This is a genomic window from Citrobacter sp. Cpo045, from assembly GCF_030332875.1.
Classification (GTDB): Bacteria; Pseudomonadota; Gammaproteobacteria; order Enterobacterales; family Enterobacteriaceae; genus Citrobacter; species Citrobacter portucalensis.
The window spans coordinates 133,834-154,163 of the sequence record NZ_JAOWGZ010000076.1 but is presented as its reverse complement, the minus strand read 5'-3'; the positions used below and the strand labels follow the sequence as shown (position 1 = coordinate 154,163).

Annotated in this window: 22 protein-coding genes and 1 tRNA gene; 11 read left to right on the top strand and 12 right to left on the bottom strand. The window is 51.7% G+C overall.

From position 1 onward, the window contains the following. Positions 1-7 precede the first annotated feature (7 nt). Both OGY13_RS04460 and OGY13_RS04455 read right to left on the bottom strand, forming a co-directional pair. Positions 8-84, bottom strand: a tRNA-Arg gene (locus tag OGY13_RS04460). A gap of 39 nt (positions 85-123) precedes the next feature. Then, positions 124-303, bottom strand: coding sequence for a hypothetical protein (locus OGY13_RS04455; protein ID WP_213752860.1), 180 nt, complete (start codon positions 301-303; stop codon positions 124-126). Positions 304-337: 34 nt separating this feature from the next. Here OGY13_RS04455 and fimW point away from each other — a divergent pair, with 34 nt between their 5' ends. The 3 genes from fimW to fimZ all read left to right on the top strand — a co-directional run bounded on the left by fimW (position 338) and on the right by fimZ (position 3,259). Continuing rightward, on the top strand, positions 338-931 hold the full coding sequence (gene fimW, locus OGY13_RS04450; RefSeq protein ID WP_213752861.1) for a fimbria biosynthesis transcriptional regulator FimW: 594 nt from the start codon (positions 338-340) through the stop codon (positions 929-931). Positions 932-1,317: 386 nt separating this feature from the next. Further along, positions 1,318-2,040, top strand: coding sequence for a fimbria biosynthesis regulator FimY (gene fimY / locus OGY13_RS04445; protein WP_213752862.1), 723 nt, complete (start codon positions 1,318-1,320; stop codon positions 2,038-2,040). 586 nt (positions 2,041-2,626) lie between these two features. After that, positions 2,627-3,259 (top strand): fimbria biosynthesis transcriptional regulator FimZ, encoded by a 633-nt coding sequence (gene fimZ, locus OGY13_RS04440; protein ID WP_003831119.1) that lies wholly within the window; start codon positions 2,627-2,629, stop codon positions 3,257-3,259. A gap of 49 nt (positions 3,260-3,308) precedes the next feature. Here fimZ and sfmF read toward each other — a convergent pair whose 3' ends face one another. The 6 genes from sfmF to fimA all read right to left on the bottom strand — a co-directional run bounded on the left by sfmF (position 3,309) and on the right by fimA (position 9,384). Further along, positions 3,309-3,803, bottom strand: a complete 495-nt coding sequence (sfmF, locus tag OGY13_RS04435; protein ID WP_187392937.1) for a fimbria assembly protein — start codon at positions 3,801-3,803, stop codon at positions 3,309-3,311. 34 nt (positions 3,804-3,837) lie between these two features. Continuing rightward, positions 3,838-4,845, bottom strand: a complete 1,008-nt coding sequence (gene fimH, locus OGY13_RS04430) for a type 1 fimbria D-mannose specific adhesin FimH (RefSeq protein ID WP_048214757.1) — start codon at positions 4,843-4,845, stop codon at positions 3,838-3,840. Between the two features lie 4 nt (positions 4,846-4,849). Further along, positions 4,850-7,471: a fimbrial biogenesis usher protein gene (locus OGY13_RS04425; RefSeq protein WP_213752436.1), complete on the bottom strand. Its 2,622-nt coding sequence runs from the start codon at positions 7,469-7,471 to the stop codon at positions 4,850-4,852. Between the two features lie 7 nt (positions 7,472-7,478). After that, complete coding sequence (fimC, locus tag OGY13_RS04420) at positions 7,479-8,177, bottom strand: type 1 fimbria chaperone FimC (protein ID WP_213752437.1); 699 nt, start codon at positions 8,175-8,177, stop codon at positions 7,479-7,481. Between the two features lie 41 nt (positions 8,178-8,218). Next, positions 8,219-8,752 carry a type 1 fimbrial protein subunit FimI gene (gene fimI, locus OGY13_RS04415; protein ID WP_286637542.1) on the bottom strand — a complete coding sequence of 178 codons (534 nt, stop codon included), beginning with the start codon at positions 8,750-8,752 and terminating at the stop codon, positions 8,219-8,221. Positions 8,753-8,829: 77 nt separating this feature from the next. Continuing rightward, positions 8,830-9,384, bottom strand: a complete 555-nt coding sequence (fimA, locus tag OGY13_RS04410; protein ID WP_032934356.1) for a type 1 fimbrial major subunit FimA — start codon at positions 9,382-9,384, stop codon at positions 8,830-8,832. A 575-nt stretch (positions 9,385-9,959) separates the two neighbouring features. Here fimA and folD point away from each other — a divergent pair. From folD to OGY13_RS04395, 3 genes are all read left to right on the top strand, one after another. After that, entirely contained in the window at positions 9,960-10,826 is an 867-nt protein-coding gene (folD, locus tag OGY13_RS04405; protein ID WP_003831112.1) for a bifunctional methylenetetrahydrofolate dehydrogenase/methenyltetrahydrofolate cyclohydrolase FolD, read from the top strand. A gap of 1 nt (position 10,827) precedes the next feature. Further along, positions 10,828-11,040: a ribosome-associated protein YbcJ gene (gene ybcJ, locus OGY13_RS04400; protein ID WP_003831111.1), complete on the top strand. Its 213-nt coding sequence runs from the start codon at positions 10,828-10,830 to the stop codon at positions 11,038-11,040. Between the two features lie 125 nt (positions 11,041-11,165). Further along, positions 11,166-11,690 (top strand): metal-dependent hydrolase, encoded by a 525-nt coding sequence (locus tag OGY13_RS04395; RefSeq protein WP_003831110.1) that lies wholly within the window; start codon positions 11,166-11,168, stop codon positions 11,688-11,690. Positions 11,691-11,767: 77 nt separating this feature from the next. Here the strand turns inward: OGY13_RS04395 and cysS are convergent, their stop codons facing one another. Continuing rightward, complete coding sequence (gene cysS, locus OGY13_RS04390; RefSeq protein ID WP_003831109.1) at positions 11,768-13,153, bottom strand: cysteine--tRNA ligase; 1,386 nt, start codon at positions 13,151-13,153, stop codon at positions 11,768-11,770. Positions 13,154-13,326: 173 nt separating this feature from the next. Between cysS and ppiB the strand changes: the two genes are divergently transcribed. The 5 genes from ppiB to mnmH all read left to right on the top strand — a co-directional run bounded on the left by ppiB (position 13,327) and on the right by mnmH (position 17,540). Continuing rightward, the gene (gene ppiB, locus OGY13_RS04385) at positions 13,327-13,821 is read left to right on the top strand and encodes a peptidylprolyl isomerase B (RefSeq protein WP_003021875.1); all 495 of its coding nucleotides are present in this window, start codon (positions 13,327-13,329) and stop codon (positions 13,819-13,821) included. Between the two features lie 2 nt (positions 13,822-13,823). After that, entirely contained in the window at positions 13,824-14,546 is a 723-nt protein-coding gene (gene lpxH / locus OGY13_RS04380) for a UDP-2,3-diacylglucosamine diphosphatase (protein ID WP_100272817.1), read from the top strand. A gap of 238 nt (positions 14,547-14,784) precedes the next feature. Then, complete coding sequence (gene purE / locus OGY13_RS04375; RefSeq protein WP_008784000.1) at positions 14,785-15,294, top strand: 5-(carboxyamino)imidazole ribonucleotide mutase; 510 nt, start codon at positions 14,785-14,787, stop codon at positions 15,292-15,294. Beyond that, entirely contained in the window at positions 15,291-16,358 is a 1,068-nt protein-coding gene (gene purK, locus OGY13_RS04370) for a 5-(carboxyamino)imidazole ribonucleotide synthase (RefSeq protein WP_008783999.1), read from the top strand. The genes purE and purK overlap by 4 nt, the downstream gene beginning before the upstream one ends. Positions 16,359-16,454: 96 nt before the next feature. After that, positions 16,455-17,540 carry a tRNA 2-selenouridine(34) synthase MnmH gene (mnmH, locus tag OGY13_RS04365; protein ID WP_186413640.1) on the top strand — a complete coding sequence of 362 codons (1,086 nt, stop codon included), beginning with the start codon at positions 16,455-16,457 and terminating at the stop codon, positions 17,538-17,540. Here mnmH and OGY13_RS04360 read toward each other — a convergent pair whose 3' ends face one another. The 3 genes from OGY13_RS04360 to OGY13_RS04350 form a co-directional block, all read right to left on the bottom strand. After that, the gene (locus tag OGY13_RS04360) at positions 17,541-18,200 is read right to left on the bottom strand and encodes a methionine ABC transporter permease (RefSeq protein ID WP_003831085.1); all 660 of its coding nucleotides are present in this window, start codon (positions 18,198-18,200) and stop codon (positions 17,541-17,543) included. Then, the gene (gene sfbB, locus OGY13_RS04355) at positions 18,193-19,209 is read right to left on the bottom strand and encodes a virulence-associated ABC transporter ATP-binding protein SfbB (protein ID WP_032942581.1); all 1,017 of its coding nucleotides are present in this window, start codon (positions 19,207-19,209) and stop codon (positions 18,193-18,195) included. Before sfbB ends, OGY13_RS04360 begins: the two co-directional genes overlap by 8 nt. Positions 19,210-19,272: 63 nt before the next feature. Then, positions 19,273-20,103, bottom strand: coding sequence for a MetQ/NlpA family ABC transporter substrate-binding protein (locus OGY13_RS04350; protein ID WP_003831083.1), 831 nt, complete (start codon positions 20,101-20,103; stop codon positions 19,273-19,275). Between the last annotated feature and the right edge of the window lie 227 nt (positions 20,104-20,330).

Below are 20,330 nucleotides of genomic sequence, written 5' to 3'. Positions count from 1 at the left end.
AATATAATGGTACGCCCTGTAGGATTCGAACCTACGACCTACGGCTTAGAAGGCCGTTGCTCTATCCAACTGAGCTAAGGGCGCATTGCGAAGTGATTACTTCATGCAGATGAATCGCGTGAATTATACGGTCAGCGCCTGCTGAGTCAATGCCTTTTGTTTCAGTTGCTGGCGAAGTGTACGAATGTTGAGTTTTTCTGCTTGTTCAAGGGTATCCAGGAAATCGCCTGGTAACAACTCAGCCCATGAAACGCCAGATTTAGGGATACATGTATTTAGAATATTTATGATTTTGCTTAACATTCCCTTACCCCTCCAGCGGTTCAGGAACTCTTTAATGTTAAGTATCGCCATCAAGGAAGAAAACAGTCACTTCGAACATGGACTAAAAATTATCATCTCCCATTTGGCAAATCAGTGGTATCAGGAGATTTGCTTTTTGCCTGTCGAGGATATCGATCGCGCTGACATCGCGTTTATTTCCCTGGATGAAGATTGGCTCAGCGCCGATTGCTATCAGATTCCGGTCCATACCCGCCGCCAACACCGGGTTGTCATCTGCAACAGAAACGATAAAGATAAGCTGATGTTCCGGCCCTGCCTGTATATGTTGCCACTGATCTATCGGGAAGATGACGTTGAGGAAATGACTAAAAAATTAGTCCTCATCCTGCAAAAACGTGCGCTGCGCAACAACGTGCCCGCAACTATCTGCCATTACTGCACCACTCGTAACTTTTCTATCGAAGAACGTCAGTTCTTAATATTTCTCGCCAGCGGCTATACCTTAGCCGAAACAGCTCACTTGCTCTCGGTAAGCGAAATTCAGGCCAAAGCCACCCGTCGCAGCATTATGAAAAAGCTGCATGTGAAAAACGATCAGCAATTCTTAAGATACATCCGGGCGCATCTGAACTTTCTACAAAATTAGGTGGCATCTCTCTGCCTGATTTTTTATTGAGAAAAATCTCATCACCAATTAAGTATCGGCACCTACTGTACCTATCTCCATGCTGCCAGAATAATCCTGGCTTACTATTTCCGGGGTAACAGAAAGACACACCCGGTAATATTTTATCTAATCCCATAGAGAGGTTGAACTGGATAAAACGACTTTTTGGGCATTGAGTAAGACATCAGAAAACTTCCGGCAGATTATTCTGATGGGATACGCAATTGCCAGTCTGATGATTGCTGAAGCATTGAAACCCAACAGCACAAGGAAACTCACCTTTACGCTGGAGAAAATTTGGGTCAGGGATGTTTATAGTCGGCAATTTATCCAGACCTGCCGCAACAGAAATGGAATGGAAAAGGATGCACAGCGCAAAACGCCGGGATCGACATCGCCGTATACGAAACACTAACTGTACCTGGCAATATCCTCACTACACATCACAGGTATTTGACCAACTTGAGTATCTGACGCAAAAACTCGAATACACATTACCGAGTGACACTATATCTCAGGCGATTATTACGACAGATTACTATCTGGCCTATGCGCTGGGTCGACATTTATTTTCAGGAGCACGTACCGCGATCTTCCAGACCATTGAATCGGCCAAAGTCAGCCTGCGAGAGTCGGTAATTAGTCAGTTAGTGGTTGATATGGAAGGTTTAACAATCTCTTATTTTGATGTTCTGGAGTATCTGCGCCAGCTAATTAAACCGCGGAATAACATCCAAATCTTCATATTGCTTTCCCGCCACGATGAAGACCTAATCCCTTTTATTTCTCTGTCCGGTCCATTTTATATCTTGTCACGTAGCCTGCGCCTCCCGGAAATGCGCCGCGCTTTATTGTCGCCAGTCCTTAACTATATTCACTCCAGGCACATAAACCAGCTCGATTGGGAGATGGTGGAATTACTCTTACAAGGTAACTCCTTAAAAGAGATTGCTTTGTTACAAGCTCACCCCTACCACCGTATCATCTATCGCTTGAACCAGCTGATTGCGCGTCTGGGCTTAGCAAACCGGCAGCGTTTTTTGCACCTGATACATCGCCTCAGCGTTACCTCTGCTCATTTAATTTAACACCCTAACCCTATGTGCCATAAGATTTTTTAGGAAATTACTTATTTTTATATGAGATAAAAGATCTAAATTTCACAACTATTTAATATTTACAACTATTCCTGGTATTATGCTAACTTCCACCACCCCAGTAAACCATACTGATTCTGTGCATATCAGCACAAATAGCGTCATTCCCACCTTAACAAATCCTAAACAATTAGTTTATTGTATTGTTTTTACCATTTAAAAATTTTTTTCAGTCTGCCATAATTCAAACAGCAGTAAAATAATGCCAATAGTCATTAACACATCTGGATCTTTTAGAACATCCTAACTGACATTAACAACCTGAATGTTGTAAGCCTTTTCCGAAAGAACAGAGCAGGTATAATCCCCATAGTTTTCTGATTAATTGTTAGTTTTCCCAGTGTGAAATGGATTTTCCACAAATTCATTGTTCTGTAGAAGAGCAACCGAATAAACAAGGATGAAATAATATTTATTCGACTCTCCCTCAGAACAACCCTTGGCTATTTGACAATATTATAACGCCTGATGTTTTATAAAATTATCAAGATACGCATACAGTTTGAGGCATACAACAATGAAACCAGCATCCGTTATCATTATGGACGAACACCCTATTGTCAGAATGTCGATAGAAGTACTACTTGAAAAAAACAGTAATATTCAGGTTGTGTTGAAGACCGATGACAGCCGTACGGCAATAGAGCACCTGCGCACTTACCCTGTCGATCTTGTCATTCTGGATATTGAACTACCTGGTTCAGATGGATTTACATTACTCAAGAGAATAAAGTCTCTGCAGGAGAATACTCGGGTGCTGTTTCTCTCCTCCAAATCGGAGTCTTTTTATGCCGGGCGTGCTATCCGGGCCGGTGCAAATGGTTTTGTCAGTAAACGAAAGGATTTGAATGATATCTACAATGCGGTAAAAATGATTTTATCGGGATATTCTTTTTTCCCTTCAGACACCCTTAACTTCATTAACAATATAAATATGAAAAAAGGTGTATTGAATGACATGCCGCTCTCTAATCGCGAAGTTACGGTTTTGCGTTATCTGGCAAATGGCCTTTCTAATAAGGAAATTGCTGAACAGCTGTTACTCAGCAATAAAACGATTAGTGCTCACAAAGCTAACATCTACGCCAAACTCGGCTTACATACTATCGTTGAGCTGATCGATTACGCAAAAATGCATGAATTAATGTAATAGCACTCCCGGCGAGACTTCGTTCGGGAGCGTTTTATCCGCGCATTTATTAGTTATAGTTAATCATAAATGTGGCATCGGCCCTGGCGAGGCCTGGCTGAACCCCGTCTGCTAACGCGATATAGTTGGCGAAAAAGGTCAGCGTGGCATTGCCGTTCTCATCAATCCCTACGGTTTGGCTGGCCTGCTCGAGCGGTAATCGCGTACGGTCACTGTCATGCAGTTCGATCGCCACCTTTTGCGCCATCACCGCGTCATCAAGCGCCAGCAACGTCGTACCGGGGGCCGGAGTACCAGAAAACGTTATTGACGCGGATCCCGGCGGGCAGCCTTCCAGCTTCAGCGTAAACGCGACTGGTTGGGTAGTATCCCCGCTGGTCTGTAACTGCTTTGTTGGCCAGGTGCCCAATTCAACCGACTTATTGCTGTCGCTGGCAATCACCGCACAGGTAAAGTCCACCACGTTTCCGCGCAGTTCAATATTGATTTCGCCCAGCGATGAGGCCGCATGGCACAACGAGCTGAATGTCAGTATGGGCAGCATCACCAGAAGCGCCCATGAAGTTGGCGTTTGCTTGTTAGTCATAATCTACTCGCAGATAGCCACGGGCAGTAAAAGGCCCTTCGGTAGGTTTATTCCCCGTCACGCTGACCGGCCAAGTCCGAATACTCACGTTTGCCGCGGCGTTATCATCCAGTTGAAATGGGATCGTGCTGGACAGATTATTGGGCGTCAGCGGTCTACCGGTTTTGTCGGCGACAATGAACCCTAAGTCAGGATTGTCCGATACCATCATTTGCCCGGAGGCTTTCTCGGCCTCTACCCGCATGGTTAAGTAGGCCTGTGCAGCGACGTTGGTGCATTTTATCGCCACCGTTTTGGTCTGCGGATTAATGCCTTCGGGACGGTTTCCTGCCCCCGCCTTGCTGAACAACGATGCGCCAATATCGCCAAAATCAAACTCGACAATCTGCCCTGCGTTCACCTCACAGTTTTGTGGAACCTCCACCTTACCGCTGTAGCTGATGGTATAAACCGGCGTACTTAGCGCATCTCCGGTACTGGTCGTGACATAGACTCTGAACATGGTCTGGCGCGGGATCGGCACCATGTTAATAAACGAGCGGATCACTTTGAGTTTAAACACCAGGTTTGAATCCTGTACGCCAAAAGGCTTCTGCTTCGAAACGTTCGAGTCAACGCCCATACGGATATAATTTCGCGGAGGATAAAACAACCCGGCATAGCTGTCGGTGATGCTCATGGCCCCCAGCAGGTAGTCATTGAGCTTCAGATACTGAAAACCACCCTCGGTACTTTGAACCGGAAGTTCAGTGACATAGCTTCGATAGGTGTAATTCACCGTTGTCCCAGCCGGACAGGTGGCATTAACGCCAACCCAGCCCGATTTTTCCGGTAACGTCACCACCTGCCCCGGCTGATTATTGCTGCTGTTAAAGACGTTCGACAGATCGTAAAAAACATCCGTTGGTGTGCCATTCGAGTTTTGACAGACCGTAGCCCAGGACGAATGAGCCATCAGCAGTAAAGCGCTTCCCAGTAACAAACCTGTTTGTCGTTTCATCGTATTATTCCTGTCGTGCCGTTGGAGATTCGCACGTCACGTTCGTGAGCGTCACCGCCTGTTTCAGACTCTCCTCAGGCAAGGCATAGTGCGCCACGCAGCGAGCGTTAGCGCTTTCCCCCCATTGGATCAGCAATTCGCCTTTTAGCGGCAAGCCGCTCAGGTAGATTTGCCCGTCTTCGCCCACCATACTGGTCACGCCGCTGGTGTTTTCACGCACAACGGATCCAAATGGCACAGGTTTACCTGCATATTTCGCGGTTATCAGCGCCCGCACACCGATACGTGTATCAAACGCTGCTCGCACCAATGCCCCTTGCGTTGGCACGACGCTGCTAACGTTATTTTCCACATCGGTATTGTTGTTCATTGAATTGGTATCTAACGCGACGCGGTTATAGCGATAAACGGTGGCATACGGCATCACCGCGTATCCGCGCCAGTCGGTTTGCACGCCGGTCTGGTTTTCTATCCGCACACCCTGCGCGCCAGGTGCTTTAACCAGCACATTGGTGTCCCCCAGCGGCTGACTGAGGGTAATACCGTCCGCATGCCCCACCACGCCGCCGGAGAGCTGCCAGTTATAGTCATGTTGATCGCGATCGTAGTTGTATCCCACGCCCAGCGTGCCATAAGCCGCCTGCCAGTTGGCGCTGGCGTTTCCGCTGTAACCGTTGGTGCTGCTGTGCCCCTGATTCACGCTGTAGCTCAGGTTGCGTCCATCCAGTAATGTACCGCCGATCCCGCTCTGCCAGCTGTTTTGTCCGTTGCTGTTGCGGTTGGCATTAAAAGTGGCGTAGGTGCGATCGAGTGCGTTATCACGCGAGTAGCGCCGTCCGCTTAGCAGGCTGAACGGCACTGACATATTGAATGCCAGAATACGGTCGGTGTCGGAGATGCCTACCGATTCATTCCACGACCAGGAGAGTGAATAGCTAATTCCCTGCCAGCCGCTGGCATAGCCCACCTGATACCAGGTATTGGTGTCTGAGGTATTCCAGTACGTTTGCTGACTCCCCGAAACATACAGCGAGCCGTAGTCTCTCAGGTTCTGCGAAATGTTAATCTGGAAGCGGCCCTTTTTGCTGTAACTCAGGTTGTGGTAACTCTTCACATCGGGCACGTCGTGGCGATTGCCTTCGCTGTCGTATTCATACTCATACCCTTCCATGCTGCGATACGCGACATCGTCGAGGGTATAGAAACCGCGCGTTGAGTAGCGATATCCCAACAGTTGGAAGTTTGTACCAAAGTTGTTCAGCGATTTTGCATACAGAAAACGCAAAGACTGCCCCTGATGCGTACTGTCATCCGCCAATTGACTGCGCGCATGGGTTAAATCCACAGAAACCGCCCCCCAGTCCCCCAGGTTTCGGCCAGTGCCTAAAACTACCGCGGTGTAACGTGAGGCCAGCTGCGTACCGCCATAAGCGGTGTAGCCTTCTGGTAACCCGGCAATTAATGTTCCCTGGAAAAAGAATGGTGAAGATTGCTGGCTATTGCCGCTGCGAAAATCCCCGGCAACCACGTCGTATTTGAAACGCCCTTCTCGTTGTAACAAGGGAACCGTGGAGTACGGCACCGTATAGCGCTGCTGGCTGCCGTCCTTTTCGTCCACCGTCACCTCAAGGTCACCGCTGGATGACGTCGGGTTGAGATCGGTTATCGAAAAAGCGCCCGGTGAAACATAGCTTTGATAAATCACATAGCCATTCTGACGAATGGTCAGTTTCGCTGCGGTACGCGCAATACCGCGAACGGTTGGCGCGTAGCCCTGTAAGCTGTCGGGATACATACTGTCTGAGGAATAGAGCCGCGCCCCGCGAAACCCGACGCTGTCAAAAACGTCGTTGCCGGTGTTGCTGTCGCCCATCACCAGTTCACCCTTCAGCGGGATAATCGCGCGCTGAAGCCATGTACCGATATTTTTCCAGCTTTGTGAGTGGTATCCGTCACCTTTGGAATAGCTCCATGCGCCGTTATTTCTCAAGCGCCAGGGGCCATAGTTCAGGCCACTGAGCATACTTAAGAAATAGCTGTCAGTGTCACTGCCGCGGCTGCCGGTAAAGCTGTAGTTGACCAGCGCAGCCGGGATCCCTTCATCCCACTCCTCCGGCGGAATATAGCCACGCGCGCTGTTTAACAGCGACGCCTGCGGCAGGCTGACGTTCAAGCGCAGGGTAGAAAAATCAAATGCAATCTCACTGCCTGGAATCGCCTCAGGTAGATTGATGCAGGTATCGTTCGGATCCTTACTGAGTGCCGGAAATGCGGTGATATTGACGCCAAGGCGCTTCACCCAGTCGAGTCCAAAACACGGCATCAGCCCACCAGACTTCTCCCCGGCTTTTCCCGCACTGCTCGTAAAACGAATATCCTGAGTGGCAACAAACTCATCGTTGCGCCAGATATCCACGCGATAAACGCCTTCAGGCTGATGATTGCCTTTTTCAAAACGTGATAAATCCGCCACGGTTGCCGTATCCGCAGATAAAAAGGCCGGATTAAAATAGCTTTCCCCATGGCTTAAAGAGGGAAAGAGCGCCGCCAGCGTGGACAACGCCACCCCCGCCAGCGGTGGCGTAACCCCCGGTAACAGGCCAGGAAAATACGTTGTCTTATTCATCGTTATCTCAACGCACGCTAACCGTTTGGGCCGGGGTCACGGCGCCATAATCATTGACCGTCTGGAACGTGACGTTGCCCTGAACGCCCGTTGGTAGCAGGACCTGCGCATCACTTTTCGGCGCGACCATCACGTTATCAACCTTCGTTTTCCCCACGTTGAGATTGACCAAGGTGACGTAATACGCTGACGGATTATTGATTTTCAGGTGGTTGCCGTTGCCGGTACGGGAGAATTTCAGCATCCCGGGCGCATCTTCCGGAATTTGCGGCAGATTATTCGGACGGACAAAAAGCTTGATGCGGGACAGAATCGCCAGTTGCAGAACGTTTTTACCCTCAAGGCTGTTTTTATTGACTGACGGAATGGCTTTCACATTCATCCAGAACAGCGATTCACGGTCTTTGGGCAGCGGAACACCTGCATAGATGATACGCAGCGTGTTTTCGCTTTTGGGTTCGCTGACGAACAGCGGAGGCGTAACCACAAACGATTTTTCTTTAACGCCTGAGCTATTCTCGATCCATGAATTGACCAGGTAACGTTCTTTGGTATCACTATTGCTAATAGACAGGGACGTTTGTTTGGCATCAGCTGGATAAATAACGCGGGTAGCGCCTAATGCAATACCGCCGGCAGCCTGAACACTGGCAGCAGAAAATAAGGCCAGTAAAAGGATAAAACCTGATTTTAGATAATTAAACATAGCTACAAATACCTTTGGTGTGATTATCGTTGGGAAATTAATCAGGGATAAACCAACGTAAACCACACGTCTGAATGAAGCGTTCCCGGCGTTATATTTTCCGAGACAGCCCGATAACGAGCAGTGAAATGAAACGTCATCTCTTGCGTTATAATCGGTGCATAATGAAGCGGCAGCGCATTCGGAATAATTTGCCGTTGGCGCTCATCAAATAACGCCAGACCGATCCCCGAAGCCGCAGACGCATCACCACTGGCAAGAAAAACCTGCGGATCTTCTGCTGGTGTCACACCTGCAAACGCAATCCCAACGTGGTCGTAAACATCGGAGCTGCATGACGTTAAGCGCAGTGAAAACGGCACGCTGGTCGAGGCAAAGCTTCCCGTCCCGGAGAAAGCATTGGTGCGATACTGCCCCATTTGCACCCGCAAATTTTGGCTGTCGGTAGCGACCGAACAGGTACCATTGACGAGCTGCCCCCGTAAGTGAAGGCGGCCACTTTCCAGTATTACCGTATGTGCAAACACAGGCAGTACGCACAGCATTCCCGCCAGCGCCACGCCTTTCCCTATCATCTGCCGCATCCTTCATCATCCCCGGAAATTGCCTCATCCAGTGAGGCGAACGTCATCCTTGCGCAAATCAGAACGGCTTATTCGTACTTCATGATGAACGTCGCGTCGGCATTTGCCTGACCCGGCGTAGCGCTGGTGGCTGTGGCTTTGTAACGCGCAGAGAAACGTAGGGTGTTGGTCCCTTCTACCAGCGCCTGAGCGGTAGAGAAGGTAGCTCCATCCGGCTTCAGCGCGGTGGACGTATTGTCCAGGATCTCAATCCCGACACCGCTGGCAGTGGTACCGTTATCTGCAGAAGTGACAGCCAGCAGGTTGTTGTTGGTAATATCGGATTGACCAGAGAAAGCCACGGCTGCGGTTGCGGCAACTTTCGGGTCACAGTCGTTCAGCACGATTGAGAACGGAATTTGCGCAGTTGTATCGCCAACTGCGGTAAAACTGGCGGTACGATACTGGCCTAAGGTGACAACCTGATCGGATGACTGAGTACTGACTGCACAGGCTGCATTGACCAGTTCACCTTCAAAATGCACAGTACCGCCGCTAACGCTTACCGGATCGGCTGCAACCGCTGCACCTGCAACTAACATCAGGCTGGCAATAACAGAAGAGGTCATTAATTTACGTTTCATGGATTTCCCTTGAATTACACACATCCGGCTCCGGCATCCTGCGGGATCCGTTTGAATCATTATCGACATTAAATGTCAGGCTAATTATCTCTGCATCCTGTAAAGATATATATCGCAAGAGAATTAGCTAACCTTTTACCCCAACTCTCCTGAGTATTTGATTCACTAATTAATCTTCGCGAATATGACTATTCGTCACAGGGTTAAATTAAACATTTCAATTAATGAAAAATACCTGCAAATCCTTTTATTGACCCTGGCCAATTCTTATTGGGACCTAAGAAAAATCTGGGTGAATATTACTTAAATGCTCCCATAAAGGTACGTAACAGACTGGTTTATGGCGCATTACCCCTGAAAACACCAGGGTGATGAATTGTTTCATTCACGTTAATTTTAATTCGCATGCTCATTAATTATCCGGAGGACTTCAGCCTCTGTGCTGATCCCATGCTCTGACCATGGCACCCGTTATCGCACGTAAAAACGCAAACGAAAACTGACAGCACGCCCCGCTTCTGACAAAATAGTGACATCCCCTTCGGTTTAACGTAACAGACGGAATTCTCTCTCTGATGGCAGCAAAGATTATTGACGGTAAAACGATTGCGCAGCAGGTGCGCTCTGAGGTTGCTCAAAAAGTTCAGGCGCGTTTAGCGGCTGGATTACGCGCCCCAGGCCTGGCTGTTGTGCTGGTAGGTAGCAACCCGGCTTCGCAGATTTATGTTGCGAGTAAACGCAAAGCCTGTGACGAAGTGGGGTTTGTCTCCCGCTCCTATGACCTGCCTGAAACCACCAGCGAGGCGGAGCTTCTTGAGCTGATCGATACGCTCAATGCAGATACCACCATCGACGGTATCCTGGTACAACTGCCGTTGCCGGCGGGTATCGACAACGTGAAAGTGCTGGAACGTATTGCACCGGATAAAGACGTTGACGGTTTCCACCCGTATAACGTCGGTCGTCTGTGCCAGCGCGCGCCGCGCCTGCGCCCATGTACTCCGCGCGGTATTGTTACCCTGCTTGAGCGTTACAACATCGATACCTACGGTCTGAATGCCGTGGTCATTGGCGCCTCGAATATTGTCGGTCGCCCAATGAGTATGGAGCTACTGCTGGCTGGCTGCACCACCACCGTCACCCACCGATTCACCAAAGATCTGCGCCGCCACGTAGAAAATGCTGACCTGCTGATTGTTGCCGTCGGTAAACCGGGCTTTATTCCTGGTGAGTGGATCAAAGAAGGTGCGATTGTGATTGATGTCGGCATCAACCGTCTGGAGAATGGTAAGGTTGTTGGCGATGTGGTCTTTGACGATGCGGCCGCACGAGCGTCATATATCACGCCGGTCCCCGGCGGCGTAGGACCAATGACGGTCGCCACACTTATCGAAAACACGCTGCAGGCGTGTGTTGAATATCATGATGTAAAGGACGTTTAAGATGGCCACATTTTCACTGGGTAAACACCCACACGTTGAACTCTGCGATTTGCTGAAGCTGGAAGGCTGGAGCGAAAGTGGCGCCCAGGCAAAAATTGCTATTGGCGAAGGGTTAGTGAAGGTCGATGGCGTTGTTGAAACGCGTAAACGCTGCAAAATCGTTGCCGGACAGACCGTCAGCTTTGAAGGCCACAGCATTAACGTCGTGGCGTGACCCTAAGTGCCGGATGAGGTTAACACCGTATCCGGCCACTTCCCCCTCTCGTTTTCAGATAATGACTTCATCCCCACTTCACAGTGAACTGATAGCATGTTGTTTTTCCATACGAAGCGATCATCATGCCCACTATCGTTACCCACGCGGCCGTTCCGCTCTGTTTAGGGTTAGGTCTCGGACTTAAAGTCATCCCCCCACGATTACTGTTTGCTGGCGTCGTTCTGGCCATGCTGCCAGATGCCGACGTGTTGTCATTTAAGTTCGGCGTCGCCTACGGCAATGTGTTTGGCCACCGGGGATTTACCCACTCACTGCTGTTCGCCTTCGTGGTACCGCTGCTCTGCGTCTTGATTGGCCGACGATGGTTTAAGGCGGGATTGATTCGCTGCTGGCTATTCCTGACGGTTTCACTGCTGTCGCACAGTCTGCTGGATTCTGTCACCACCGGCGGCAAAGGCGTCGGCTGGCTGTGGCCGTGGTCGGATGAACGCTTCTTCGCACCATGGCAGGTGATTAAAGTCGCCCCGTTTGCGCTATCACGCTATGCCACGCCGTACGGGCATCAGGTGATCATGTCGGAGTTGATGTGGGTATGGCTGCCGGGAATCGTAATGATGGGTGTGCTGTGGTGGTATCGGAAACATTAATCTGCCGGATACGACGCGATGCGTCTTATCCGGCCTACACGGCCCGGTAAGCGTAAGCGCCACCGGGCATTACAGAGTTACTTACGACGCCAGGTGGTACCCTGCGGGCCGTCTTCCAGCACGATGCCCATCTCGTTGAGACGGTCACGCGCGGCGTCAGCTGCCGCCCAGTCTTTCGCCTTACGGGCATCCAGACGCTGTTGGATTAACGCTTCAATTTCAGCAACTTCACCGTCATCCGCCTGCGCACCGCTTTGCAGGAACGCTTCTGGATCCTGTTCCAGCAGGCCCAGTACGCTGGAAAGCTTACGCAGATGCGCAGCCATGCCGTTAGCCGCCGCCATATCTTCACCCTTCAGACGGTTAACCTCACGTGCCATATCAAACAGTACGGAGTAGGCTTCCGGGGTGTTGAAGTCGTCGTCCATCGCTTCAATAAAGCGCGCTTCAAAGGCTTCGCCACCGGCTGGCGCAACGGATTTGTCGGTGCCACGCAGCGCGGTATACAGACGCTCCAGCGCAGAACGCGCCTGCTTGAGGTTCTCTTCGCTGTAGTTTAACTGGCTACGGTAATGACCAGACATCAGGAAGTAGCGGATGGTTTCGGCGTCGTAGTATTTCAGCACGTCGCGAACGGTAAAGAAGTTGCCCAGCGATTTGGACATTTTCTCGCGGTCAACCATCACCATCCCGGAATGCATCCAGTAATTAACGTACTCACCGTCATGTGCACAGGTGGACTGAGCGATTTCGTTTTCATGGTGCGGGAACATCAGGTCCGAACCGCCGCCGTGAATATCGAAATGGTTGCCCAGCTGTTTGCAGTTCATCGCCGAACATTCGATGTGCCAGCCCGGACGGCCCGCGCCCCACGGAGACGGCCAGCTCGGCTCGCCTTCTTTGGACATTTTCCACAGCACGAAGTCCATCGGGTTGCGTTTCACATCAACCACGTCAACGCGTGCGCCTGCCTGCAGCTGATCCAGATCCTGGCGCGACAGCTGGCCGTAGTTCGGGTCAGTCGGCACGTCGAACATCACGTCGCCGTTATCAGCAACGTAAGCGTGACCTTTGGCAATCAGTTGTTCAGTGATTTCGATAATTTCAGCGATATGGTGCGTAGCACGCGGCTCCAGATCCGGGCGCAGAATATTCAGCGCATCGAAATCGCTGTGCATTTCCGCGATCATTCTGTCGACCAACGCCACAAAGCTTTCGCCGTTTTCATTCGCGCGCTTGATGATTTTGTCATCGATATCGGTAATGTTGCGCACATACTTCAGCTTATAGCCGAGGAAGCGCAGATAACGCGCAACGACGTCGAAAGAAACGAAGGTACGTCCGTGGCCAATATGACAGAGATCGTAAACGGTAATACCACACACGTACATGCCGACTTCCCCGGCATGAATAGGTTTGAATTCCTCTTTTTGGCGCGTCAGTGTATTAAAGATTTTTAACATCGAAGATTCCGTGTAGACGTGTGTGGATAGTAAAGTCTGTATAATACCCATAATTTAGACCGGAAGCAGCACACTTTGCGAGGTGATCGCAGCTTGCGGTTATGCTATAACACACCCCTAACTCTGACCCTTGACGGGGTCGAAGCACCAATCTATCGGAACAGGATGCAAAAATGGTTACTTTCCACACTAATCACGGCGATATCGTAATCAAAACGTTTGATGATAAAGCGCCTGAAACAGTTAAAAACTTCCTGGACTACTGCCGCGAAGGTTTTTACAACAACACCATTTTCCACCGTGTTATTAACGGTTTCATGATCCAGGGCGGCGGTTTCGAGCCAGGCATGAAGCAAAAAGCCACGAAAGAAGCGATCAAAAACGAAGCGAACAACGGTCTGAAAAATACCCGTGGTACGCTGGCGATGGCGCGTACTCAGGCTCCGCACTCCGCAACCGCACAGTTCTTCATCAACGTTGCAGACAACGACTTCCTGAACTTCTCCGGCGAAAGCATGCAGGGTTGGGGTTACTGCGTGTTCGCTGAAGTTGTTGAAGGCATGGACGTGGTTGATAAAATCAAAGGCGTTTCCACTGGTCGCAGCGGTATGCATCAGGATGTGCCAAAAGAAGACGTTATCATCGAAAACGTGACCGTCAGCGAGTAATCGTGGCGACACTGTTTATTGCAGATCTTCACCTCTGCACAGAAGAACCGGCGATTACCGCCGGTTTTCTGCGTTTTTTAGCCGGTGATGCGCGAAAGGCCGATGCGCTATACATTCTTGGCGACCTGTTTGAAGCCTGGATTGGCGACGACGATCCTAATCCGCTGCATCGTGAAATGGCCGCGGCGATAAAATCACTGACTGATTCCGGCGTTCCCTGCTTTTTTATTCACGGCAACCGTGATTTTCTGCTCGGTAAACGTTTTGCCCGTGCGAGCGGCATGACCTTGCTTCCCGAAGAAAAAGTGCTCAACCTGTATGGCCGCAAGGTGCTGATCATGCATGGCGACACCTTATGCACCGACGACGCAGGCTATCAGGCATTTCGCGCCAAAGTGCATCAACCCTGGTTACAGAAGCTGTTCCTCGCTCTGCCGCTGTTCGTTCGCCAGCGAATCGCTGCGAAAATGCGTGCCAACAGTAAAGCAGCCAACAACACCAAATCTCTGGAAATCATGGATGTGAATCAGCAGGCCGTGATTAGCGAGATGGAAAAACATCAGGTTCAGTGGTTAATTCACGGCCATACCCACCGCCCTGCCGTCCACGAACTTACGGCCAATGAGCAACCCGCTTTCCGCGTGGTATTAGGCGCATGGCACACCGAAGGTTCGATGATCAAAGTCACCCCTGACGACGTTGAACTGATCGCCTTTCCGTTTTAATTCTGCAGATACCCAGTTCCTCTTTACACAAAACTATTCGAGTTGCATCGAGGCGGCAAATCTGTGAGTCCCCTGGAGCTTACAAAAGTAAGTGACTGGGGTGAGCAGATGCAGCCAACAAAGAGGCTGCTTGAAGAGTGAAGTGCAAAGCGCGCAATCGTTTTCCTTGGCGGTGAATTATGCTATTCTCTGTGGCCTCAAAAGTCGAGTGTAGTGCACCACAGGAGTTTTCAGACGCATGTCTTCCCGCAATAATCCGGCGCGTGTCGCCATCGTGATGGGGTCCAAAAGCGACTGGGCTACCATGCAGTTCGCCGCCGAAATCTTCGAAATCCTGGACGTTCCGCATCATGTTGAAGTCGTCTCCGCCCACCGCACCCCAGACAAACTGTTTAGCTTCGCCGAAAGCGCTGAAGAGAACGGTTATCAGGTGATTATTGCCGGGGCCGGTGGCGCAGCGCATTTGCCTGGCATGATTGCGGCGAAAACGCTGGTGCCTGTTTTAGGCGTCCCGGTGCAAAGCGCAGCGCTGAGCGGCGTAGATAGCCTCTACTCTATCGTTCAAATGCCGCGCGGTATTCCGGTCGGCACGCTGGCTATCGGCAAAGCGGGCGCGGCAAATGCGGCCCTGCTGGCAGCACAAATTCTGGCTACACACGATAAAGAACTGCATCAGCGTCTGCATGACTGGCGCAAAGCGCAAACCGATGAGGTGCTGGAGAACCCGGACCCGCGAGGTGTCGCATGAAGCAGGTCTGCGTACTTGGCAACGGACAGCTAGGGCGCATGCTGCGCCAGGCCGGTGAGCCACTGGGCATAGCGGTCTGGCCCGTCGGGCTGGACGCTGAACCGGCTGCGGTCCCTTTTCAGCAAAGCGTGATCACTGCTGAGATTGAGCGCTGGCCGGAAACGGCACTCACCCGCGAACTGGCACGCCACCCGGCGTTTGTTAACCGCGACGTCTTCCCGATTATTGCCGACCGTCTGACGCAAAAGCAGCTTTTTGACAAGCTCGGTCTGGCGACCGCGCCGTGGCAGCTACTGGCAGATAAAAGCGAATGGTCTGCGGTATTCGACAAACTTGGCGAGCTGGCGATTGTGAAACGTCGCGTCGGCGGCTACGACGGACGTGGACAGTGGCGCTTGCGCGCAAATGAAACTGAGCAACTGCCGGACGACTGCTACGGCGAGTGCATCGTCGAGCGGGGAATCAACTTCTCCGGAGAAGTCTCACTGGTTGGCGCTCGTGCGCACGACGGCAGCACCGTTTTCTATCCGCTGACCCATAACCTCCATCAGGATGGCATTCTGCGCACCAGCGTGGTATTCCCGCAGGCTAACGCCAGACAGCAGGAACAGGCTGAAGCAATGCTCTCTGCCATCATGCAGGAGCTGGGCTATGTCGGCGTGATGGCGATGGAGTGTTTCATCACCCCGGAAGGTCTGCTGATTAACGAACTGGCTCCGCGCGTGCACAACAGTGGCCACTGGACGCAAAACGGCGCCAGCATCAGCCAGTTTGAGTTGCATCTACGTGCCATTACCAACCTGCCATTACCGACGCCGGTGGTGAACCACCCTTCGGTGATGGTAAACCTGATTGGTAGCGACCTGAACTACGACTGGCTGAAGCTGCCGCTGGTGCATCTGCACTGGTATGACAAAGAGGTGCGTGAAGGGCGTAAGGTGGGTCACCTGAACCTGAGCGACAGCGATACCGCGCGCCTTAGCGCAACGCTGGAAGCGCTTATCCCCCTGCTACCGCCGGAATATGCCAGCGGTATTATCTGGGCGCAGTCAAAGCTGAAATAAGCCAATAATGCCGGGGAGTTGATTTTATCCTTCCCCGGCCCCTCCTCTGGCGCGTAAAATCCCCTCCATTGCTGTTTTGTATTTTCAGGATCAAACATGAACGATGGAACGGACTACCGCGCAATTTTGCTCGCCGGTACGCCTTTAATCGATGTACGCGCCCCCGTGGAATTTCAGCAGGGCGCAATGCCGGGCGCAATCAACCTTCCCTTAATGAACGATGACGAACGTGCCGCCGTTGGGACCTGTTATAAACGTCAGGGACCCGAAGCCGCCCTCGCGCTCGGCCATCAACTGGTCTCGGGTGAGACCCGCCAACAGAGAATGCGGGCCTGGCAGGACGCCTGCCGTCAAAATCCTGCAGGCTATTTATGCTGCGCGCGCGGCGGTCAGCGTTCGCATATTGTGCAGCAGTGGCTGCATGAGTCCGGTATTGACTATCCGCTGATTAAAGGCGGTTACAAAGCCCTGCGCCAGGCAGTGATACAGCTGACTGAAGAATTAGTGCAAAAGCCGATCGTCTTAATTGGCGGCTGTACCGGGAACGGTAAAACGCAGCTGGTGCAACAGCAGCCAAACGGTGTGGATCTCGAAGGTCTGGCGCACCATCGCGGCTCCTCGTTTGGGCGCACCGTTGAACCTCAATTGAGTCAGGCGAGTTTTGAAAACCTGCTGGCGGTTGAAATGCTCAAAACCGATAGCCGTCAAGATTTACGTCTGTGGGTACTGGAAGATGAAGGCCGCATGATTGGGGCTAATCATCTGCCCGAATGCCTGCGCGAGCGCATGACCCAGGCATCAATTGCGGTGGTGGACGATCCTTTTGAGCGTCGTCTGGAGCGACTACGCGAAGAGTATTTCGTGAAGATGCACCACGATTTTACCCACGCTTATGGCGAGAGCCAGGGCTGGCAGGAGTACAGCGAGTATCTGCACCACGGCCTGTTTGCTATCCGCCGTCGTCTGGGTTTACAACGTTTTGCCGAGCTGACCACCCTGCTCGACGAGGCTCTGCGCGAACAGCAGGCAACGGGCAGCACCGACGCCCATATGGGCTGGCTGGTGCCGTTGCTCAATGAGTATTACGACCCGATGTATCGTTATCAGCTGGAAAAGAAAGCCGCGAAAATCGTTTTTCGCGGCACATGGCACGACGTTGCCGAGTGGCTTAACGCACAGTGATCAGTGTCTGTCGCGCTTATCTGCGCGTTTTGCCAGCCAGTCACCCAGCACCTGAACGACCTGCACCAAAATAATCAGCGCCACCACGGTGACGATCATGACCTGGGTTTCGTAGCGGTAATAACCAAAGCGAATCGCCAGGTCGCCGACTCCACCGCCGCCAACGATCCCGGCCATCGCGGAGTAACCGATCAGACTCACCAACGTTATCGTCAACCCACGCAGCAGACCCGCGCTCGCTTCAGGTAACAGAACGGTGCAGATGATGCGCATCGGGCTGGCACCAAACGCTTCCGCCGCTTCAATAATGCCTTTATCGACTTCACGTAACGCGCTATCAACCAGACGGGCATAGAAAGCGATTGCCGCCACCGAGAGCGGGACCGACGCCGCAATCGGGCCAATGGTATTCCCGAGCAAAAACTGGGTTAGCGGCAGCAGCAGGACCAGCAGGATCACAAACGGTACCGAACGAATGATATTCACCAGCACGGAGCTGAGCAGATACACAAAACGGTTTTGCCAGAATAAATGCCGGTCGGTGACGAAAATCAGAAAACCGAGCGGCAGACCACCAATAATTGCCAGCACCGTAGAGATGCTCAGCATCTGGAAGGTTTCATTAAACGCCAGCGTCAAATCCGGCAATAAATCATCCACGAATCACCTCCACCTGTGCAGTACGTTGACGAATATGTTCCACGGCGACTTCCACCGCTGAAGGGTTATGCGGCGCGGTCAGTTGCACGACCAGAATCCCCAGCGCACGTTCGCCAATATATTCAATTTTGCCGTGCAGAATGTTCACCGCCACGCCAAATTTAACCGCGACTTCTGACAACACCGGCTGTTCCGCCGAATCGCCGATGAACAGAATTTTTAGCAACTGACCAGGCAGATGCTGGCGCAGACGCTCGGGCAGCGTCAAATTGAGGGTATGCGACACCAGCTGCTGCGTGAACGCGTGCTGCGGGTGAGCAAAAACGTCAAACACCTCACCAGACTCCACCACCTTGCCGCCGGACATTACCGCCACGCGATCGCAAATCGATTTGATCACGTTCATCTCGTGAGTGATCAGCACGATCGTGATCCCCAACTGTTGGTTGATCTGCTTAAGCAACGCCAGAATCGTGGCTGAGGTTTCGAGGTCCAGCGCCGAGGTAGGTTCATCACACAGCAGCACATCCGGGTGATTGGCAATCGCGCGGGCAATACCCACACGCTGCTTTTGCCCACCGCTGAGCTGAACCGGAAAGCGGTTCGCCTTGTCTGACAGCCCCACCAGCGCCAGGATTTCGCTCACGCGCGGACCAATTTTACTGCGCTCCCATCCGGCAGCCTTCAGACTAAAGGCGACGTTTTGCGCCACGGTACGGGTATGCATCAGGTTAAAATGTTGAAAAATCATACCGATACGCTGACGGGCTTTACGTAGATGCCCCCCTTCCAGCGCGGAAATTTCTACGCCGTTCACCTTCACGCTTCCCTGGCTCGGACGCGTTAAGGCGTTCAGGGTGCGCAGCAGCGTACTTTTCCCCGCGCCGCTGGTCCCGACAATGCCAAATATCTCACCTGCGCCAATGCGCAAGCTAACGTCATCAACCGCCCGGGTTGATGGTCCTCGGCCTGCGCTAAAATCCACGCAAACTTTCTCAATCTCAATCATAGCCACCTCAGAAATGCGAAAAGGGCAGTCGTCGCTGCCCCTGTTAACCCTTGTGCGCAGCGATTATTGGGCTGTCGACATCCATTCCGGTTTCTGGAAGGCGCTGTAGATATTTTGCGGATCGTCGATCACCGCGCGATACGCCGGAGATTTCACCGCCTCAACAATATCTTTTGCGAACGGTTTATCCGCATCTTCACTGCGTACCGCGATGATATTTTTCAGATTTTCGTCCAGGTGTTCCTGCTTGATGGCGCTGGCGAGATCCATTTTTGCCGCCACGGCAAAGTTACCGTTGACCAGCGCACCGGTCACACCGTCCAGCGTACGCGGCAGCTGTGCCGCTTCCAGCGGTTTAAACACCAGCCCTTTGGGATTGCTGGCGATATCGCGCTCGGAGGCTTTAGTTGGATCAATATTGTCTTTGATGGTGATAAGGCCAATAGACTGCAGGAAACGCAGACCGCGAGCCAGGTTGGTGGGATCGTTGGAAAGCGTGATCACATCCCCTTTTTTCAACTCATCCAGGCTTTTGATTTTATGTGAGTAAAACCCCATCCCGGCCGTCGGGACCACAATCAGCTTGCTCAGCTTCAGGCCTTTATCGGCGGTGAATTTGTCAAAATAGAGCGAATGCTGGAACAGGTTAGCATCAATGCTACCGTTGGAGAGCGCCATGTTTGGCTGCACGTAATCGCTGAATTCGCGCACCACTACCTTATAGCCTTTCTCTTTCAGCGTGGGGGCAATGGCCTGTTTCACCATATCACCGTATGGCCCAGGCGCGACGCCAAACACGATTGTGTGCGGGTCACTGTTCGCATGAGCAAACTGTAATCCACAGGCCAGTAACAGCGCCCCGGTCGCGACGCGTAAACTCTGACGCAATCCCATATTCTCTCCATTTTAACGTTGTGGTGTCATGTCTCACGCCGTTCTTGCGGCGTTGTTCTTGTTGGCCCGTTAACAGGCTGATTGTTAACATGACACAGATCACAACCTGCTGTCCTTGAAATTATTTCATGATGTTGCAGAGTATGTTTTTAAATGAAAGAAGGCATGAAAAAGCCGGATGTCGGCACAAGTGCCTTATCCGGCCTACAACAGCTTTCTTAGGCCCG

Bases quoted from the DNA above. Each gene is read 5' to 3' on its own strand.
- OGY13_RS04455 (WP_213752860.1), bottom strand. From the start codon at position 303: ATGTTAAGCAAAATCATAAATATTCTAAATACATGTATCCCTAAATCT.
- fimW (WP_213752861.1), top strand. From the start codon at position 338: ATGTTAAGTATCGCCATCAAGGAAGAAAACAGTCACTTCGAACATGGA.
- fimY (WP_213752862.1), top strand. From the start codon at position 1,318: ATGCACAGCGCAAAACGCCGGGATCGACATCGCCGTATACGAAACACT.
- fimZ (WP_003831119.1), top strand. From the start codon at position 2,627: ATGAAACCAGCATCCGTTATCATTATGGACGAACACCCTATTGTCAGA.
- sfmF (WP_187392937.1), bottom strand. From the start codon at position 3,803: ATGCTGCCCATACTGACATTCAGCTCGTTGTGCCATGCGGCCTCATCG.
- fimH (WP_048214757.1), bottom strand. From the start codon at position 4,845: ATGAAACGACAAACAGGTTTGTTACTGGGAAGCGCTTTACTGCTGATG.
- OGY13_RS04425 (WP_213752436.1), bottom strand. From the start codon at position 7,471: ATGAATAAGACAACGTATTTTCCTGGCCTGTTACCGGGGGTTACGCCA.
- fimC (WP_213752437.1), bottom strand. From the start codon at position 8,177: ATGTTTAATTATCTAAAATCAGGTTTTATCCTTTTACTGGCCTTATTT.
- fimI (WP_286637542.1), bottom strand. From the start codon at position 8,752: ATGATAGGGAAAGGCGTGGCGCTGGCGGGAATGCTGTGCGTACTGCCT.
- fimA (WP_032934356.1), bottom strand. From the start codon at position 9,384: ATGAAACGTAAATTAATGACCTCTTCTGTTATTGCCAGCCTGATGTTA.
- folD (WP_003831112.1), top strand. From the start codon at position 9,960: ATGGCAGCAAAGATTATTGACGGTAAAACGATTGCGCAGCAGGTGCGC.
- ybcJ (WP_003831111.1), top strand. From the start codon at position 10,828: ATGGCCACATTTTCACTGGGTAAACACCCACACGTTGAACTCTGCGAT.
- OGY13_RS04395 (WP_003831110.1), top strand. From the start codon at position 11,166: ATGCCCACTATCGTTACCCACGCGGCCGTTCCGCTCTGTTTAGGGTTA.
- cysS (WP_003831109.1), bottom strand. From the start codon at position 13,153: ATGTTAAAAATCTTTAATACACTGACGCGCCAAAAAGAGGAATTCAAA.
- ppiB (WP_003021875.1), top strand. From the start codon at position 13,327: ATGGTTACTTTCCACACTAATCACGGCGATATCGTAATCAAAACGTTT.
- purE (WP_008784000.1), top strand. From the start codon at position 14,785: ATGTCTTCCCGCAATAATCCGGCGCGTGTCGCCATCGTGATGGGGTCC.
- purK (WP_008783999.1), top strand. From the start codon at position 15,291: ATGAAGCAGGTCTGCGTACTTGGCAACGGACAGCTAGGGCGCATGCTG.
- mnmH (WP_186413640.1), top strand. From the start codon at position 16,455: ATGAACGATGGAACGGACTACCGCGCAATTTTGCTCGCCGGTACGCCT.
- sfbB (WP_032942581.1), bottom strand. From the start codon at position 19,209: ATGATTGAGATTGAGAAAGTTTGCGTGGATTTTAGCGCAGGCCGAGGA.
- OGY13_RS04350 (WP_003831083.1), bottom strand. From the start codon at position 20,103: ATGGGATTGCGTCAGAGTTTACGCGTCGCGACCGGGGCGCTGTTACTG.